This is a genomic window from Bacteroides sp. Marseille-P3684, from assembly GCF_900291465.1.
Classification (GTDB): Bacteria; Bacteroidota; Bacteroidia; order Bacteroidales; family Bacteroidaceae; genus Phocaeicola_A.
Map to the genome: position 1 here is coordinate 3,401,848 of NZ_LT985808.1, position 18,388 is coordinate 3,420,235.

Below are 18,388 nucleotides of genomic sequence, written 5' to 3' on the forward strand. Positions count from 1 at the left end.
CTGTGAACAATCTCATACAAAGAAGCATCACGGGCATACTGTTTGTCGTCCTCCTCATCGGCGGCATCCTCTACAGCCCGTTTACATTCGGACTGCTGTTCGCCCTCATCACGGGTCTCTCTCTGTGGGAGTTTGCCCGGCTGGTGAACAGCAAGGAAGACGTATCGGTCAACCCGTTCATCACCACCATGGGCGGTGTGCTGCTGTTCCTTGCCTTCTTCTGCTACTGCACCGAGGCATCGGACGCCCGCATCTTCATCCCCTACCTGCTGATTCTGATTTACCTGTTTGTGAGCGAACTTTACCGCAAACAGAGCAGTCCCCTCAATAACTGGGCGTACTCGTTCCTGAGTCAGATTTACGTGGCCTTGCCCTTTGCCTTGCTTTGTGTGCTGGCGTTCCAGCGTAATACCGACCTGTCGGAGAGCTCGCCCGTCAGCTTCAATGCCATCCTTCCGCTGTCCGTCTTCATCTTCAACTGGAGCAACGACACGGGAGCCTACTGCACGGGCATGCTGTTCGGCAAGCATCGTCTCTTTGAACGCATCTCGCCCAAGAAGTCGTGGGAAGGTTCGATTGGCGGAGGGGTCATCTCCATCCTTGTCTCACTGGTCATGGCACACTTCTTCCCCTTCCTCACGGCGGCACAATGGGTAGGCTTCGCACTGACCGTCGTGGTCTTCGGCACATGGGGCGACCTGGTGGAGTCGCTCATGAAACGTCAGCTGGGCATCAAGGACTCGGGCAACATCCTTCCGGGTCACGGCGGCATGCTTGACCGTTTCGACAGCACCCTGCTGGCGGTTCCTGCGACAGTGCTCTACCTGCAGGCAATCAGCCTCTCCTGACCCCCATTCCATCTCCATAGATTCATCTTTCCGACGCGGACGATACAGGCTCCGTCTTTCTTGACGCAACAAGAGACGACGCGACCTGCATCGTCCGCGTCCGCTGTTTCCGGAAGGAGATGTCAAGACTTTTATCAATCACTCCTATTTTTATCACCGTCCAACGGAAAGTCAATCAAAAGATTTCCTACATTTGCAGAAGCTACCTTGCTATTTCTGATTACTAACCTTATAATTCACACGAATTGACTATGGAACAACTGTGCACGCATAAACTGCCCGTCGACATCGTGTTTCACCCGTCCTGGTGGAACAAACATACAGGCATCGTTTTCGATGAAGATTTCTTTTACAACCCCCTCCGCCGTGTGGAAGATGAACGCCGCATGGAACAGGAACTGCACGACCGCTTCGGCGAATACGGTCTGGGAGCAGACTATGACAAGGACCTGCCTCAGATAGGTGCCGTCCATCTGGCTGCCGGCTACCTGCTCTCGGAGATGCTGGGGTGCAACATCGAATACACAGCCAACTCGGCACCGCAAGTCATCTGCGCCCATCGGGAAGGCTTCGACGTGGACGAAGAGGCTGCCTTCCAAAGCCCTGCCTTCAAGAAGCTCCAGCATCTCATCGAAGAGCTGAAGGCCAAGTACGGCTATGTCTGCGGCGACATCAACTGGGGAGGCGTCCTCAACCTTGCCATCGATCTCAAGGGCGAGAGCATCCTGATGGACATGATTATGGAACCGGAAAAGACCAAAGCCTACTTTGCTGCCATCGCACGAGTCGTGGAGCGCTTCTTCACCTATATATATAGTGAAACAAAAACGACCTCCATCTCGGTCAACCGGCTCGCACGCCTGCTCGACGCACCGCTCTATCTCCACTCGGAATGCTCGCACACGATGATATCCACCGAGGACTACCACGACTACCTGCTGCCCATCGATGTGGAATGGAGCATGAAGTACCGTCCCTATGGCATCCACTACTGCGGCAAAGACCCGCACCGGCACGCCGAGAACTTCGCCAAGGTGCCTCATCTGGACTTCCTCGACCTGGGCTGGGGAGGTGATGTACACCTCCTGCGTGAGGCGCTGCCCAACACCTTCTTCAACATCCGTCTGAACCCCGTGGAACTGAACAGCTACACCCGCAGCGAACTGGAAGGCATCATCAAGGAACGTGTGATGCAGTCGAAAGATCCCTACCAGACCGGTATCTGCTGCATCAATATGGACGACAAGGTACGCGACGAACAGGTACGTGCCATCTTCGACATTGCCGAGGAGTGCCGGCAAACCTTGTTCAAAGACTGATGGAACGGATGAGAATGGAAGATACATTCGACGCTTCACTCGCCGACTCACAGGCGACCGCCGTCACCCCACTCAGTCCGGCAGCATTTGACTTTGGGGCCTACGCCGACTATGCCGCCCGGCTCGAAGAACGTTGCAAGGCTTTCTGGGAAGCCCCGTCAGGCGTACTGGTCTACCGGCGCATGCGTGTGCAGGAAGTCTTTGCCGGCGACTGCCGGAACATGGAACATTCCCTCCACTGGCAACTCGGTGCCCTGAAACAAAGCATGGCTTTCGATGCCGACGTCCCCAACTTCCTAGAGCCGTGGTATGGACTGGGGACCGTAGCGGCCGCTTACGGATTCGGCTACGTCTGGGAGAAAGACCTGGCTCCGGCAGTAGACGGCAAATTCCCGTCCACTGCCGAGCTGCTGGCTGCCCCCTTCCGTCCGGTGGAAGAGACGGAAACAGGCAGACACACACTCCGCATGATACAGTATTTCCTGGAGGAGACCCAAGGACGCCTGCCCCTGTCCTACTGCGACGTCCAGTCACCCCTCAACACCCTGAGCAACATCATCGACTCCAACCAGTTCTACCTGGACTTCTACCTCGACCCCGACTCGATGCGGCAGGCCATGGAGCGTACGGCAGACCTGCTCATCGATTTCACCCGCACCCAGCAACGCCTCATCGGCGATGCCCTCGTGAAACCGGGACACGGGTTTGCCTCCAGCCGCATGTTCGACGGACTGGGCATGAGCGATGACACCGTCACCATGCTTTCGCCCGACCTGTACACCGGTATGGCTGTCCCCGCCATGGTCAAAGCCGGCAATGCATTCGGCGGTACGGTGTTCCACTCCTGCGGTAACTGGAGTGACAAGAAGGACGACATCGTGTCCATCCCCGGCATCCGCATGGCGGACGGAGCCTTCTCCAAAGCGACTGACCCCGGCGCCAATCCGACCGATGGCTTTGCCGACACCTTCGCCGGTACCGGTGTCATACTGAATGCCCGCATCGTAGGCACGCCGGACCTGATAGAGGCCAAAGTCAGGGAACTCTGGGAGCCGGGCATGAAACTCATCGTCGTCACCTACTGCCCTACCCCCGAGGAACAGGCAGAAGCCTACCGGCGTATCCATGCCGTCTGCCAGTAGACCGGCAACCGCACCCCTACACAAACGACGCGGATTTCCCGCCGCCCCGCAACCGGGGTCCGACGGAAAGTCCGCGTCGTCCGTTTTTTCAGACAGTCACCTGCTCCGGGTCAATCCACCCGGATGCCCCGTGCCATCTCGTCGGCAACCACTGCCATCATGCCTTCGACCTGGGCAAGAGCCAGCATACGCCCGTGGAACGAGTAACCGGCATTGTATCCCTTGTCCTCGTCGCCCAGCATCATGCGTCCGTGGTCCACTCGCATGGGCAGACCGGGATTCTCGCGTTCAAAGATGCGGATGAGGTCAATCAGATGCCCACGTCCGCTCAGGTGAGTACTCTCGATGAAATTGCCTCCGGGCATGGCTTCCGTGCTGCGCAGATGCACGAAATGCGTCCGCCGTGCAAACTGACGCGCCAGCTCACGGGTGTCATTGTGCGTCCCTGCACTCAACGAACCGGCACAGAACGTCAGCCCGTTATGAGGATTGTCCACCGCCTCCAGGAACCAGCGGATGTCCTCTTCGTTGGTCACGATACGCGGAAGACCGAGTATCTGGAACGGAGGGTCATCGGGATGCACGCACATGTTCACCCCATACTCCTCGCACACGGGCATGATGGCTGCCAGGAAATAGCGCATGTTCTCGCGCAACGCAGCACGGTCGATACCCTCATATTGTGCCAGCAACCGACGGAAGATGGCGACAGGATTCTTGTCCCCCTCACGGATGTTCCCGTTGACAAAGCCTTGCGTCTTCACGATGATGGTGTCGACCAGCTCGTCCTTTTCCGCTTCCGTGATGGTCCGGTCAAGCTCCGCCACCCGGCGCAGCTCCTCTTCCGTATAGTCTGCCTCTGCCCCCGGTCGTGCCAATATCTTCGTATCAAAATAAGCGAAACGGATGCGGTCATAATAGAGCGAACTGGTCCCGTCGGGCCATGGATGCTGCAAGTCCGTGCGCACCCAGTCAATCACCGGCATAAAGTTGTAGCAGACGGTTTTCACCCCGCAACGCCCCAGGTTGGCAAGACTCACCTTGTAGTTCTCGATCAGCTGTTCGCGCTCCGGTCCTGCATACTTGATGGCTTCACACACCGGCAGACTCTCCACGACCGACCAGCGCAAACCGTGCGCTTCAATGTACGACTGCAAATCGCGGATAGCCTCTTCGGTCCAAACTTCACCGTTGGGCACATCGTGCAGTGCCGTCACGATACCCTCCACGCCAATCTGGCGCAACATCGAAAGCGTGATGGGATCTTTCTTCCCAAACCAACGCCATGTCTTTTCCATCATAATGTTCTATCTGTATGTAGTAATTAAATCCTCTTGAGAAACATCTCGTCGTAGTACGCACAAAAATACAGCTATTTCCCCACAAACGCACAGGGACGGCAGACGAAATGTGTCCCCGTCCCTGAAACCGGCAAAAAAACAGCAGCGAAAGGAAGAGCCCCTTTCTTACAACCGTCCCAATGACCGTGCTCTTCCTGTTCGCTGCCGGATTTTTCTACTGTCAGAAGTCGTCCTCTTCCTCACCGGGGAAATCACGCGGACGTTCCGGACGCCGCTGGCGGGGAGCCTCCCGACGCTCGCGACGCGCCTGTTCGTCTTTCTCAAATGCCGCAAACTGCTCGGCTGTCAGAATCTCCTTCAATGCTTTCCGGTAAGCCTCTTCCCGCTCTTTCATCTTCTCGAACAGGTTCTTTCCCTGTTCCTTCATTGTCTTCTGATACGCCTTGCGTGCCTCCTTGTCCATCTTCCGGAGTGAGTCTCGGGAGATGCGTGGCGGACGCTGCTGCATCATCTGCTCCATTTGCTGCTTGTTCAGTTCAAAGAGACGGTTGGTCTGCTCCTGATTCAACCCATACTTCTGCACCATGTAAGCTGTACGCTGTTCCGCCATCTCTTCCGGTGACAAACGTTTGCCGCGTTCCGGACGCTGCGCTTCCGCCTGAATGCCCAGACACAGGAGGGCAGTCAGGAATAAAATTAATTTTTTCATACTATCTGTTGTTTTTAATGATACGACAATTCTCGTAACGACGTCCACAAAGTCCCGTCCCCGACATACAGTCACCCCGTACGTCCTTCTATTCAGAAGACCCGTCCACCTTTTGAAAAGTTCAGTCAAATGATAAAGAAAAAGCCGAAGAATTGTCGTTTTAAACAGAATCTGTTAATTTTGCACAGCAAATCATTTGTTTTACATCGTAACTTATATGGGATTACTCGACATATTTAAAAAGAAAACCAACGATACAGAAGAGAAGGTAGGCGGCATGGAAGACTTCATGACCCTCATCCGGGTGTATTACCAGTCGGTCATGGCGTGCAACCTGGGTATCACCAACCTCGCGTTCCTGCCCGATGTTGCCGTGTTCAAACGTACACTGAAAGTACCCACGCAGAACAACAAGCTGGGAATTGCCGAAAAGAGCCGCAGCAAGAAAATGCTCAAGGAGATTTACGGGCTGAGCGACGACTTTTTCAAGGAAATCGATGCCTCCATCAAGAAGAACTGCCGCACGGTGAACGACATCCGCAACTACCTCTTCATGTTCCAGGGATTCAGCCAAGACCTGATGATGTGTGTCGGCACCCTGATGAAGTGGAAGTTCCGCATGCCCAGCATCTTCAAGAAAACCCTTTACCAGCTCACGACCAAAACCGTCAACGACATCCTGACCCGCTATGAGTGGAAGGACGATGCCGTACGGAAAACTTGTGGCAACATCCGCAAATACCAGCACACCCTGGGATATTCCGCCCAATGGATGAGCGAATATGCCTTCAACATCGTCATGCTCGCCAAGAAAGAGCCCAAGCCGAAAAATGACGATTAGCATAGGCAAATCTCACAAATCCGGCAAAATTCTTTTGTAGTTCGCGAAGAAAGCCTATATTTGTGTGACAAATTGGTTTCATCATGACGGAAGAAGATAAAAGACAACTCAACATCTTTGAGGCTCGTTTTCGTCAGTTGCTCTATCAGTATGACCTTTTGAAGCAGCAAAACGAATCCCTCCGCCGGATACTTCTTCAGAAAGAAGAAGAAATCAAGGCTTTGCAAACACGTTGTCAGCAATCGGAAACCGACTATGCCAATTTAAAGGCCGCCCGAATCATCAGTATCAACGACGACGAGTCGCATGATACCAAACAGAGGCTGGCCAAACTAGTGCGTGAAATCGATAAATGCATCGCTTTATTGAACGGATAAAAGGATGTATGATGAACGATAAGGAAAAAATGATAATTCATTTAGACATTGCCGACCGCAAGTACGGAGTGTCCATCAACCGGAAGGATGAGGAACTCTACCGGAAGGCGGCCACAATGATAAATGAACGAGTAAATAAGTATCGGGAGCGGGTCCCCGGCGGCATGCGGGAAGACTACATTGCGATGGTGACTTTTGACCTCGCCTTCCAACTGACGACCATGGAAAGCCTCAACGATACGGAACCCTACCGGCAGAAACTGGCCGAACTGACACGGGAGCTCGAAGGACGCTTCCGCGAAGAACAGACGGAGACAAACGCCGGGTAGACATTTTTTTTTTGAATAAAGATATTCGCGCATGACTTCATGTTCAGGAGGGAAGTGTCCTCCTGAAAGGAGTGATGCGCTTTTTTTATTATAAATTCTTAGTAAAATGGTTTTAACGATAGTAACATCACTTGTGGCGCTCGTCATCGGGTTGGTGATTGGTTATACGATTTTCAGATACGTCATGAAATCAAAGTATAACAGCATCCTGAAAGAGGCACAGACTGAAGCTGAAGTCATCAAAAAGAACAAGCTTCTGGAAGTAAAGGAAAAGTTCTTGAATAAGAAAGCTGACCTGGAGAAAGAGGTGGCACAACGCAACCAACGCATCCAACAGGCGGAAAACAAGCTGAAACAACGCGAACTGGTATTGAGCCAACGCCAGGAGGAGGTACAGCGTAAACGCAACGAAGCGGATGCCATCAAAGCCAACTTGGAGAACCAACTGGTGGTGATCGACAAGAAAAAGGAAGAACTGGAAAGTCTGCAGGCTCAAGAACGTGAGAAACTGGAGGCCATCAGCGGACTGTCTGCCGAGGAAGCAAAAGAAAGACTGGTCGAATCTCTCAAGGAAGAGGCAAAGACCCAGGCACAATCCTATATCAATGACATCATGGACGATGCCAAGATGACCGCCAACAAGGAGGCAAAACGCATCGTGATTCAAACCATCCAACGGGTTGCCACGGAAACTGCCATCGAGAATTCCGTCACCGTATTCCACATTGACTCGGATGAAGTGAAGGGACGCATCATTGGCCGTGAAGGACGTAACATCCGTGCCCTGGAAGCTGCCACCGGTGTGGAAATCGTGGTAGACGACACGCCCGAAGCTATCGTTCTCTCTGCCTTTGACCCCGTGCGCCGTGAGATTGCCCGTCTGGCTCTCCATCAGCTGGTGACCGACGGACGCATCCACCCGGCACGCATCGAAGAGGTCGTAGCCAAAGTACGCAAACAGGTGGAAGATGAAATCATCGAAACCGGAAAACGTACCACCATCGACCTGGGTATCCACGGTCTTCACCCGGAACTGATCCGCCTCATCGGTAAGATGAAATACCGCTCCAGCTATGGACAGAACCTGTTGCAACACGCCCGCGAGACAGCCAATCTTTGTGCTATCATGGCTTCCGAACTGGGACTGAATCCGAAAAAGGCCAAACGTGCCGGTCTGCTGCATGACATCGGTAAGGTGCCTGACGAGGAACCCGAATTGCCACACGCTCTCCTGGGACAGAAGCTCGCAGAGAAATACAAGGAGAAACCGGATATCTGCAACGCCATCGGTGCCCACCACGACGAGGCCGAGATGGAGACCCTCATCGCTCCCATCGTACAGGTGTGTGATGCCATTTCCGGCGCACGTCCCGGCGCACGCCGCGAAATCGTGGAAGCCTACATCAAGCGCCTCAACGATTTGGAACAGCTGGCTCTCTCCTATCCGGGTGTCACCAAGACATACGCCATCCAGGCTGGCCGTGAGCTGCGCGTGATTGTCGGAGCAGACAAGATTGATGACAAGCAGACGGAACAGCTCTCTACTGAAATCGCCAAGAAGATTCAGGATGAGATGACTTATCCGGGTCAGGTAAAGATTACGGTCATCCGCGAAACACGTGCCGTCAGCTTCGCCAAATAAAAATAATATGCAAGAAATTTGGTAGTATAAGAATTAGCTACTATATTTGTAGCCCTCTTCGGTGGAAGAGGGCTACATTTTTTTCTGGGCTTGTTTGGATTTGACAGCGGGCAGAAATGGTATGTAAGCATGCAGTGCGTCGGTGATTAGCACTTAAATCACAGTTACCGAACAATTATCTGGCGAAAACAACTACGCTCTCGCTGCTTAATCGAAGTACAGTAGATTAACTTTATTTCCGCACAAGGTGTGGAAACGAGACATCACTCGGAAGCTGTTGCTCCGAAGCATTCCGGTCCAGTGGTGCAGTCAAATCGGGGATAGTCGCAGTCCGGCCTTGGGGCTACGATGAAACTTTAAAGGCTAAGGCGCAAGTGGGTGGCTCTGGTCTTGCTTACGCACGAAAACCGAAGGCAGAGATAAGCATGTAGAAAGCGTATGGTTTCCTCGTTTGGACGAGGGTTCGACTCCCTCCAGGTCCACAAAAAACGCGAGAGACAGACTGAAATTCAGTCTGTCTCTCGCGTTTTTTGTGGATACTCAAGCCTCCTCAGAGGCTAACTAACCGGGAAGTACATCAGTTTCCTTATAGACTGTTCTTGTATAACCGTGCGACGGCTTTCTGGAAACGGTTCTCCAGGTCTGCCAGGCGTTCCTGATTGGCATAGACGGTCTCAGCCTCGGTGAAATAGTCGATGACGGAGAGTTGGCCCGATTCTACAGCTTGTTTCAGCGCATCAAGGGTACGGGTCATCAGGTCTGTATCATATGCCTGGATGGACTGACGCAGGCTGACTGCCTCATTGAAAAGCGATTGCACATCTGCCTCCAGCTGTTGGGCAGCCTGCTCCTGCTCCAGTTCCGCACTGAGCTGACGGGCGCGGGCAGCCTTCACCTTTCCACGGTTATTGAAGAGAGGAACGGACACACCGACGATGAAGCCATTGAGCATCTCGCCCTTGCCTCCTTCGCGACCATAGCCCACTTCCAACTTCGGCAACCAGCCATGCTTGTTTACCGTGACGAGCTTACGGGCAGCCTCTGAACCGGCCTCCGCCTGGCGTAGTCCGTAATCGGAACCGAACACTTCATCCCTCACCGCATCAAGACTTTTCAGCTCTGGGGCAAGCGGATAGACTGTCTCATTGAATTCCAAGGGCATATTACCGTTCATCGCCAACAGGTTCTGGAGGGCTGTACGGTGATCGGCCCCGTTCTCTGCCATGGCAGCACGCACGTTCATCAACTCCATCTTCACCTTATTTACTTCCAGGATATTGGCGTCTCCTTCCTTCAACCGCTTTTCAAAGAGCACATTCAGCTCTTCGGCATTCTTCAGACGAAGTGCATAAAGGTCCTGCAAGCGGTTGAGACGGATCAGGTCGAGACACAGCTCCTTGGCACGTAACAGGATATCACGACGAAGCACGGCGTGTTGCAAATCCAGTGCACGCCCCTGCAACTTGCCGTAGGCACGACGTTGGGCATAGAGCGTGGGGAAGTCAATGCCTTGCGACACCTCCAACTCCATTTCAGGGCCGATTCCGTCTTCCTCGCCGAACTTGCGGGAATAGCTCACTGACGGGTCTTCCAGGTTGTTCTCGTTTCTCACTTCCAGCTTCTCGGCACGGACAGCTTCTTCGCCTGCCCGGAGTTCACGGTTGTTTTGTTCGATGCTTTTCAGCACGCGCTCGATGCTGCCGGTCTGTGCATACAGCCCGGCAACACCCAAACAGAGCGCAACAGTCAGGAATATCTTTTTCATTGTTCACTTTGCTGTTGAGGGTTCAACGTACGTCGGCGATTCATCATCAGATAGACGATGGGGATGATGAAGCCGTTGAGGAAAGTAGACGTCAGCAGTCCGCCAAGAATGACCTTTGCCATGGGACTTTGAATCTCATTGCCGGGCAGGTCGCCATGAATGGCCAGCGGAATCATTGCCAATGCCGAGCAGAGCGCCGTCATCAGGATGGGATTCAAACGGTCGAGCGAACCGTGAAGGATACTGTCATGGAGCGACATGCCTTCATCCTGCCAATGGTGGTAATTGGAGATGAGCAACATACCGTTACGCGTGGCAATACCGAAAAGAGAGATGAGTCCGATGATGGCAGGGATACTGATTTCCCCGGTGGTAACGACCAGTGCGAACACTCCTCCAATCAATGCCAGCGGCAGGTTGATGAGGATGATGGCACTGTGTGCGGCACTCTTGAACTGCGTATAGAGGATGAGGAAGATGACGACGATGCTCATGAGCGAGGTCAGCAGCAGCGTACGCGATGCCGCCTGTTCGCTCTCGAACTGTCCGCCATACTCGATGTGGTAATCCTCGGGCAACTTGATTTCTTCGTCAATGCGGTGCTGGATGTCATTGACCACGCTGCGCACGTCGCGTCCGGAGGTATTGGCGGAGATGACAATCTTCCGCTTTACGTTCTCACGGCTGATGGTGTTCGGTCCGGATGCGGAACGTACGTCGGCCACATATGTCAGGGGGACTTTCTGTCCGTCGGGGGTATCAATCATGAGGTTACGCACCTTCTCCATCTCGTTCCGGTAGTCTTCCTCCGTACGGACGACAAGGTTGAACGACTTGCCCGACTCGTAAACCTGCGAAACGACCTCTCCTGCCATGTTCACGGAGACGAACTCGCGGAAGTCGGGCAACGTGATGCCATACTTCGCCAACATCTCCCGCTTGGGTTCGATGTTCAGCTCCGGACGTTCGATCTGTTGCTCCACGTTCAAGTCGGCCACCCCGTCCACATCGGCAATGGCGTTCTTGATCTGGTTGCCGAGCATGAACATCTTGTTGAGGTCGGTACCGAAGAGCTTGATGGCGATGCTGGCCTGCGTACCGCTCAACATGGCGTCGATGCGGTGACTGATAGGCTGCCCGATTTCAATGTTCGCCCCGGTGATGGTGCTCAACTTCTGACGTACTTCTTCCAGCACCTCTTCACGCGAGCGGTCACCCAGTTCGAAGGGAGCTTCGATTTCCGACACATTCACACCGAGGGCATGTTCGTCCAGTTCGGCACGACCGGTTTTACGTCCGACGGTCTTTATCTCGGGGATAGAGAGCAGCAACTCCTCTGCCTGCCGTCCGATCTTATCGCTTTCTTCGAGCGATATGCCCGGCAGCGAGCTGACATTGATCGTGAACGAGCCTTCGTTGAAGGATGGCAGGAAGCTGTGGCCCAAGGTAAAGAAGAAGCCCAAGGCTACGAGGAACACGGCAATGGTCGTACCCAGGACCGCCTTGCTGTGGCGCAATGCCCACTCAAGTGCGACGGCATAATACTTGCGCAACCACACGGAAACGAAACTTTCCTTAGGCAATCCCTCCCCCTTCTCGCGTCCGAGCAAATAGCTGCACAGCACCGGGGTCAGCGTCAGTGCCACCACGGTCGAAGCGACCAACGCCACAATAAAGGCGATGCCCAGCGGAACCAGCATGCGCCCTTCCATACCGGAGAGGAAGAACAGGGGAACGAAGCTGACGATGATAATCAGGGTAGAGTTGAGAATCGGCATACGTACCTCCTTCGAGGCGTGGAACACGACGTCCATTACCGACTGACGTTCCGCCAGAGGTTTCATCTTATTCTCGCGCAGACGTTTCCAGACATTCTCCACGTCGACAATGGCATCATCGACCAGCGAACCGATGGCAATCGCCATACCGCCGAGCGACATGGTGTTGATGGTCATGCCCATCCAGTGAAGCACCAGCACAGAGACTACCAGCGAGAGCGGCAGGGTGACCAGTGAAATCAGGGTCGTACGCACATTGGCAAGGAAGAGGAACAGAATCACCACCACGAAGATGGCACCTTCGTAGAGCGAGCGGCGCACATTGCCAATGGAACTCTCGATGAAGTGCGACTGGCGGAAGATGTCGGTCGACACCTTCACGTCGGCAGGCAGGTTCTTCTGCAGGTCCGCAAGCGAGGCATCAATCTTTTCGGTCAGGTCGAGCGTACCGGTGTTGGGCTGCTTGGTGACGGTAATGAGCACGGCAGGTTTGCCCTCGACAGAGGCGCAGCCCAGCTTGGGCTGTTGTGCCCCGACACCGACATGGGCTACATCGCCCAGGGTGACAGGCATATCGCCTACCCGCTTGACGACGGCACGCGACAGCTCGTCCACATCCGTAGATGACAAGGCACCGCGCACGATGTATTCGTTCCCGTATTCATAGATGACTCCTCCATTGGCATTCTGATTCATGTCGCGCGTAGCAGCCATCACCTCGGGCAGGGTAACGCCGTAGTGTTTCATGCGTGCCGGGTCCAGCCGAATCTGGTACTCCTTGATGTCTCCGCCCAACACGGCAACCTGTGCCACACCGCCCATGGAGAGCAGGCGTGGACGGATGGTCCAGTCGGCAAGCGTACGCAGGTCGAGCATCGAGGTGCTGTCGGCTGTCAGTCCGATAATCATCAGCTCGCCCAGGATGGACGACTGTGGTCCGAGTGTCGGATTGCCCACATTGTCGGGCAGCTCCTCGCTGACGATGGCCAACTTCTCCGACACAATCTGGCGAGCCAGGTAGATGTCCGTTCCCCAGTCAAACTCCACCCAGACGACAGAGAAGCCGTTGGTGGACGACGAACGCACGCGACGTACATTGGTCGCCCCGTTGACTGCGGTCTCTACGGGGAAAGTCACGAGTTGCTCCACTTCCTCGGCTGCCATACCGTTGGCTTCGGTCATGACCACCACCGTGGGCGCATTGAGGTCGGGGAACACATCCACTTCGGTGTGGAACGATGTATAGGCACCGCCCACCATCAACAACACGGAAGCAACCAGGATAAGGATGCGGTTGTTGAGTGAGAAATGTATAATCTTGTTCAGCATACGCAGTTCCTCCGATTAATGTTCGTGCGTATGGGCAGGAATGGCATTGCTTGCCGAAGCGAGCTTCACATGATAAGCGCCCTCGACGACAACCTTATCGCCGGGCTTCACACCGGAGAGAATCTGTACCTCGCGTCCGTTGTCAGCTCCCAACTTCACCTCCTGCTTCTTATAGCCTTCGGCATCCACCTGCAGGTAGACGAAATGGATGCCCTGCTCCTCGGTGATGGCACTCTTGGGCAGCGCGATGACATTCTCCATCTCTCCGGACAGGAGGTAAATCTCGACAAACGAACCGGGAATGACGTCGCCCCGGTTGTCAAATTCAAATGTGACCGGCAGGTAGAACTGGGTGGTGTCCGTCGACTTGCCGAACGACAGGACCCGTCCGCGCAGCTCGTCGAGGGCGTAGACACGGTCGTCGTACGGTGTCTTGAAGTTGGCAGACACCACGCCGGGAAGATACTTGTAATACCGTTCCGACACCTCGGCACGAAGGAACAGACGACGGTTCTGCGTGAGGGTCATCAGAGGCTGTCCCACGGTCACGTAGTCCCCCTCCTTGACCAGGCAGGACTTCACATAACCGCTGATGGGAGCCTGGACACGCTGTCCCGCCTTGCCAGCACCCGACAAAAGGGCTTCATATCCCAACCGGGCATTCTCGTAAGTCTCCTTGATGGCAGCAAACTCCTTGCGTGACACGATGCCGCTCTCCACCAGTTTGGAAGCACGGTCGTATTCATCTTTGGCGGCCTCATAAGCGATGCGGGCGCGTTCGGCAGGTTCGCCTTCCGCAAAGTGACGGGCGGAGACCACCAGCAGGGAGGCTCCCTTGCCCACACTCTTACCTTCTACCATGGGAACAGGGAACGAGACCGTTCCGGCCGTTGTTGCCACGACGGTCGCTTCGTCGCCCTGGGCTGCCAGGACCTCTCCGCTTGTGCGGATTACCTGACGGAACGTCCCGACTTCAGCAGGACGCACCACGATGCCGGCAGCCTTTGCCTTCTCGGGAGTCAGAATGATTTCATCGCCGTGTGCTTCACCTTCTCCATGAGCGTGAGGCTCAGCCGCCTCATGGGCATGGTCATGCTCCTCTTCCGCCTCATGGGCATGTGCTTCGGTTTCGGCATCGTGTATGTGTTCGTGTTCATGTTCGTGTTCATGCCCGTCATGGGCGGTTCCACTGCCGCAGGACGACAGCGAAACAAGCAATGCGCCTGCAAAAGCCGCAAGCGACAGATATAGTTTTTTCATAAGATTGGTGCGTATAAAAATGTTTGTATGATAATCCCGGGCATCACAACGGCAAAGATAAACCAGTCCCGTTGCAACCCCGTTGCAAATGATAAACCGCAGGCAACGGGAATTGCCTGTCGTCTTCCAACAAGTTTACACGCAGGGAGGAGCACGCCATCCGCCGACGGCTTGCACGTCCAATGGATGGAGGCGTTCGACATAGGCACAGGTATCCCCGTCGACGACACGTTCCGACAAGGAAAGCCTGTACGCGTCAGCCCGGATACCCAGGTCTACGATGAAATAAAAGAGAGGGGAAATCAGATGGGAAGGATGAGGGGCGTCACAGCAGAACGAGGTGACACAGGCGTTTCCGCAATCACGGCCTCCGTGATGGTGGGGACTGTCGGGGCACTCCGCGTCACAACACGTCTGCAGGTCATAGTGCATGCAGAGTGTCAGGTCATCGTGGTGATGATGCGGGAAGACCGCCGCCACCAGCATGACCAGGCATACTGAAAACAGTATCCATGCGAAGTATCTTTTCTTTTTCATGGCCCCTTGTCGATGGATGCACGCTCGTCTGCCTGCCTCCTTCCTTATTCTATTTGGTCAACGAATAAACGACATCCATCACCTTGCGCCCTATCTCGTCGGCGGCTTCAGGAGTCGCAGCTTCGGAGTAGACACGGATGATGGGCTCGGTATTGCTCTTGCGCAGGTGTACCCACTTGTCGGGGAAGTCAATCTTCACCCCGTCGATATCGTTGATTTCTTCGTTATGATACAACTCTTTCACTTTCTCCAGGATGGCATCCACAGGGGTGCCGGGAGTCAGGTCGATACGGTTCTTGGCGATGAAGTACGGCGGATAGGTGGCACGCAGCTCGCTCATCTTTTTCCCTTCATGTGCCAGGTGGCTCAGGAAGAGGGCGATGCCTACCAGTGCATCCCGGCCGTAGTGGCATTCGGGATAAATCACCCCGCCATTGCCTTCGCCTCCGATAACGGCATTCACCTCTTTCATCTTGGTCACGACGTTCACCTCTCCTACTGCCGCGGCATAGTAGTGCTGTCCGTAGGAACGGGTCACATCGCGCAGGGCACGTGTCGAACTGAGATTTGACACCGTATTGCCCGGAGTGTGCTTGAGTACGTAATCCGCCACAGAGACCAACGTGTACTCTTCGCCGAACATCTCTCCGTTCTCACAAATCATGGCGAGACGGTCCACGTCAGGGTCAACCACAAATGCCACATCGTAGCTGCCTTCACGCATCAGGGACATGATGTCGCCCAGGTTCTTCTCCAACGGCTCGGGATTATGCTGGAAATCGCCGGTCGGTTCGCCATAGAGCGTCTTCACGGTCTCTACACCCAGCGCAGCCAACAGCTTGGGCAGGATGATGCCACCCACCGAGTTGACCGTATCGAGTGCCACACGGAAGCGGGCACGGCGTATGGCATCCACATCCACCAGCTTCAGCGAGAGGACACGGTCGATGTGTTTCTGGTCATAAGTGGAGTCCGTGCGATAGCTGCCCAGCGAATCGACGTCGGCGAAGGTGAAGTCTTCCGCCTCGGCGATGCGGAGCACCTCATTGCCTTCGGCAGCATTGAGGAACTCCCCGTGCTCGTTCAGCAGCTTCAGGGCATTCCACTGACGGGGATTGTGGCTGGCCGTCAGAATGATTCCGCCACAGGCACCTTCCATGGTCACAGCCAGTTCGGTCGTGGGGGTTGAAGCCAGGCCGATGTCGACCACGTCAAATCCCATTCCCATCAGGGTGCCGCACACCACACTCCGCACCATTTCACCGGAGATGCGTGCATCCCTGCCTACCACAATCTTGTTGCTTTCTGTCGCATGGGTCCGACGGACCAGGGTGGCATACGCAGCCGTAAACTTCACGATGTCCAACGGATTCAGCCCGTCACCGGCTTGTCCGCCTATCGTACCCCGTATGCCTGATATGGATTTTATGAGTGTCATCGTTTCTTCTGGTAAGTGATTTCATAATAGTAGGGAGCCACATAAGACGAAGCCGTCTGATGTCCGGCACTGTGGGGAACAATCACTCTCACACGTGCCAGGTCTCCGTTGGGCAATTGGACGGCGGGCTTGATGTAGTTCAACGGGACGAGCCATCCTGTCGGAACGGACTGTCCGTAGTTGGAAGCCATGTTACCTTCGGTGAACGAGGCGGTAAACTCGCCGCTGCTCTTGGAACACATCATCACGTCATAGGAGTTCGTACCGATGAGGTTCGAGGTCGACATCGTGTCGCCTGTCTCCACCAGCACTTCCACAAAACGCAGAAGGAACTCGGCACGTTCGCCGTTGCGCATCAGTTCGCCATCACCGCGCTTGAGAATCTGCATGTAGACACCGCTGTCGTCGAAATAGACATACTCGTTCCGCGACACGTCCGTCGTGGTGTCGTTGGCATAAAATTCATTCTCACTGATGACCTTGATATTGTTGGCAGAGATGTAATTACTAATCCATCTGCGTTCCTTTTCCTTCTTTTCAGCATACGTCTCCGTGTCATCACAGGCCTGGAACACCAGTCCCAACGCGAAGAAGGCAAGCAGCAGGTAACTTAACTTTTTCATCCAGATTCGTTTCTATATTAATGTCGCAAAAGTAATAAAACAGGATATTGACCGTCGTTCTTTTCTATGACTATTATACTTCTATAACTATTTTTTTATCAGCTCATCCTGGTATTTCACCAAGGCACGCTTGAATAAATCAACGGCTTCGCTCATGCTGCCATAGAACTCTCCTCCCGACGCATTCAGGTGCCCACCGCCATTGAAATATTCAGACGCAATCTTGTTGCAGGGGAAATCGCCGACCGAACGGAGGGAGATTTTGATCATGCCGGCATCCCGGTCCTCACGCAGGAAAGCCGAGAAGCGGATGTTCTTCACGGACAGGGGGATGTTGACAAATCCTTCCGAATCGCCTTTCACATAGTTGAAGCGTTGCTGCTCGGCATTGGTCAGGGTAATCAGCGCCGAACAGAACTCGGGATAGACCACCATCTTCTCATACAGGATGAAACCCATGAGGCGCAGACGGCTCTCCGAATAGGTGTTGAACACCTTTCGATAGATGGCATCCTTGTCAATTCCCTTGGCTATCAGTTCGCTGATGATGAAGTAAATCTCACGGTTGTTGGAGTTGTAGGTGAAGCCTCCCGTGTCGGTCATCATGCCCGTGTAGATGCACTCGGCACTCTCCTTGCTCATCTCTTCAAAATCGCCCAACCGGCAAATCAGGCGGAAGATGAGTTCCGACGTGGAGGCAATCTCGGGATGGGAAATCGTGATGCGGCAGAACTCCTCCGGATAGGGATGGTGGTCAATCATCGCCTTGCGTGCCGGCGAGGCAGCCACGGCATCCGCCATCTTGTCCAGCCGCTTCAAGGCGTTAAAGTCCAAGCAGAACAACACATCGGCGCCGGCAATCAGTTCGTCGGCAAACTCCTTGTATTTATCATAACGCAAGATATCCTTGGAGCCGGGCATCCAACGCAGGAAATCCGGGAAGGCGTTGGGCACGATGACAGTCACCGTCTTGCCCTGTTCCTCCAGGTAATGATACAGTCCGAGGGAAGAACCGATGGCATCGCCGTCGGGGGCGACGTGCGCCACGATCACAATCTTCTCTGCACGGTCCAACCACTTCTTCAGATGGTCTATCTTGGCTTGCGGAATAACTTTGGTCAGCATAGTCGTATGTTTCATTCTTTGATTA

16 protein-coding genes and 1 other RNA gene are annotated in these 18,388 nt (G+C 54.4%); 8 read left to right on the top strand and 9 right to left on the bottom strand.

Annotated elements, in window-relative coordinates; translation table 11 throughout:
• The first annotated feature begins 2 nt into the window (after positions 1–2).
• From C8275_RS13410 to C8275_RS13420, 3 genes are all read left to right on the top strand, one after another.
• Entirely contained in the window at positions 3–848 is an 846-nt protein-coding gene (locus tag C8275_RS13410; protein WP_106625528.1) for a phosphatidate cytidylyltransferase, read from the top strand.
• Positions 849–1,099: 251 nt separating this feature from the next.
• Complete coding sequence (locus C8275_RS13415) at positions 1,100–2,167, top strand: hypothetical protein (protein ID WP_106625529.1); 1,068 nt, start codon at positions 1,100–1,102, stop codon at positions 2,165–2,167.
• A complete protein-coding gene (locus C8275_RS13420) occupies positions 2,167–3,309 on the top strand; it encodes a uroporphyrinogen decarboxylase family protein (RefSeq protein WP_106625530.1) in 1,143 nt (380 codons plus the stop codon). The genes C8275_RS13415 and C8275_RS13420 overlap by 1 nt, the downstream gene beginning before the upstream one ends.
• 110 nt (positions 3,310–3,419) lie before the next feature.
• Here C8275_RS13420 and uxuA read toward each other — a convergent pair whose 3' ends face one another.
• Together uxuA and C8275_RS13430 are read right to left on the bottom strand one after the other, a co-directional pair.
• Positions 3,420–4,610 carry a mannonate dehydratase gene (uxuA, locus tag C8275_RS13425; protein ID WP_199881938.1) on the bottom strand — a complete coding sequence of 397 codons (1,191 nt, stop codon included), beginning with the start codon at positions 4,608–4,610 and terminating at the stop codon, positions 3,420–3,422.
• Positions 4,611–4,830: 220 nt separating this feature from the next.
• Positions 4,831–5,319 (bottom strand): DUF4890 domain-containing protein, encoded by a 489-nt coding sequence (locus C8275_RS13430; protein ID WP_106625531.1) that lies wholly within the window; start codon positions 5,317–5,319, stop codon positions 4,831–4,833.
• A 217-nt stretch (positions 5,320–5,536) separates the two neighbouring features.
• Here C8275_RS13430 and C8275_RS13435 point away from each other — a divergent pair, with 217 nt between their 5' ends.
• The 5 genes from C8275_RS13435 to ssrA all read left to right on the top strand — a co-directional run bounded on the left by C8275_RS13435 (position 5,537) and on the right by ssrA (position 8,993).
• The gene (locus C8275_RS13435) at positions 5,537–6,160 is read left to right on the top strand and encodes a hypothetical protein (protein ID WP_106625843.1); all 624 of its coding nucleotides are present in this window, start codon (positions 5,537–5,539) and stop codon (positions 6,158–6,160) included.
• Positions 6,161–6,243: 83 nt separating this feature from the next.
• On the top strand, positions 6,244–6,537 hold the full coding sequence (locus C8275_RS13440; protein ID WP_106625532.1) for a hypothetical protein: 294 nt from the start codon (positions 6,244–6,246) through the stop codon (positions 6,535–6,537).
• A gap of 29 nt (positions 6,538–6,566) precedes the next feature.
• Positions 6,567–6,866, top strand: a complete 300-nt coding sequence (locus C8275_RS13445) for a cell division protein ZapA (RefSeq protein ID WP_157948285.1) — start codon at positions 6,567–6,569, stop codon at positions 6,864–6,866.
• A 106-nt stretch (positions 6,867–6,972) separates the two neighbouring features.
• Entirely contained in the window at positions 6,973–8,508 is a 1,536-nt protein-coding gene (gene rny, locus C8275_RS13450; protein WP_022384357.1) for a ribonuclease Y, read from the top strand.
• A gap of 86 nt (positions 8,509–8,594) precedes the next feature.
• Positions 8,595–8,993, top strand: a transfer-messenger RNA (tmRNA) gene (ssrA, locus tag C8275_RS13455).
• A 101-nt stretch (positions 8,994–9,094) separates the two neighbouring features.
• On the opposite strand, the gene C8275_RS13460 is transcribed toward ssrA, so the two are convergent.
• The 7 genes from C8275_RS13460 to C8275_RS13490 all read right to left on the bottom strand — a co-directional run bounded on the left by C8275_RS13460 (position 9,095) and on the right by C8275_RS13490 (position 18,363).
• Positions 9,095–10,273 carry a TolC family protein gene (locus tag C8275_RS13460; protein ID WP_106625534.1) on the bottom strand — a complete coding sequence of 393 codons (1,179 nt, stop codon included), beginning with the start codon at positions 10,271–10,273 and terminating at the stop codon, positions 9,095–9,097.
• On the bottom strand, positions 10,270–13,380 hold the full coding sequence (locus C8275_RS13465) for an efflux RND transporter permease subunit (RefSeq protein WP_022384355.1): 3,111 nt from the start codon (positions 13,378–13,380) through the stop codon (positions 10,270–10,272). Before C8275_RS13465 ends, C8275_RS13460 begins: the two co-directional genes overlap by 4 nt.
• 15 nt (positions 13,381–13,395) lie before the next feature.
• Positions 13,396–14,640 carry an efflux RND transporter periplasmic adaptor subunit gene (locus C8275_RS13470; protein ID WP_106625535.1) on the bottom strand — a complete coding sequence of 415 codons (1,245 nt, stop codon included), beginning with the start codon at positions 14,638–14,640 and terminating at the stop codon, positions 13,396–13,398.
• A gap of 135 nt (positions 14,641–14,775) precedes the next feature.
• Positions 14,776–15,177 (bottom strand): DUF6769 family protein, encoded by a 402-nt coding sequence (locus tag C8275_RS14675; protein ID WP_157948286.1) that lies wholly within the window; start codon positions 15,175–15,177, stop codon positions 14,776–14,778.
• Between the two features lie 49 nt (positions 15,178–15,226).
• Positions 15,227–16,615, bottom strand: a complete 1,389-nt coding sequence (glmM, locus tag C8275_RS13480; RefSeq protein WP_106625537.1) for a phosphoglucosamine mutase — start codon at positions 16,613–16,615, stop codon at positions 15,227–15,229.
• The gene (locus tag C8275_RS13485) at positions 16,612–17,238 is read right to left on the bottom strand and encodes a DUF4827 domain-containing protein (RefSeq protein ID WP_106625538.1); all 627 of its coding nucleotides are present in this window, start codon (positions 17,236–17,238) and stop codon (positions 16,612–16,614) included. Before C8275_RS13485 ends, glmM begins: the two co-directional genes overlap by 4 nt.
• An 87-nt stretch (positions 17,239–17,325) precedes the next feature.
• Positions 17,326–18,363, bottom strand: coding sequence for a bifunctional oligoribonuclease/PAP phosphatase NrnA (locus C8275_RS13490; RefSeq protein ID WP_106625539.1), 1,038 nt, complete (start codon positions 18,361–18,363; stop codon positions 17,326–17,328).
• Between the last annotated feature and the right edge of the window lie 25 nt (positions 18,364–18,388).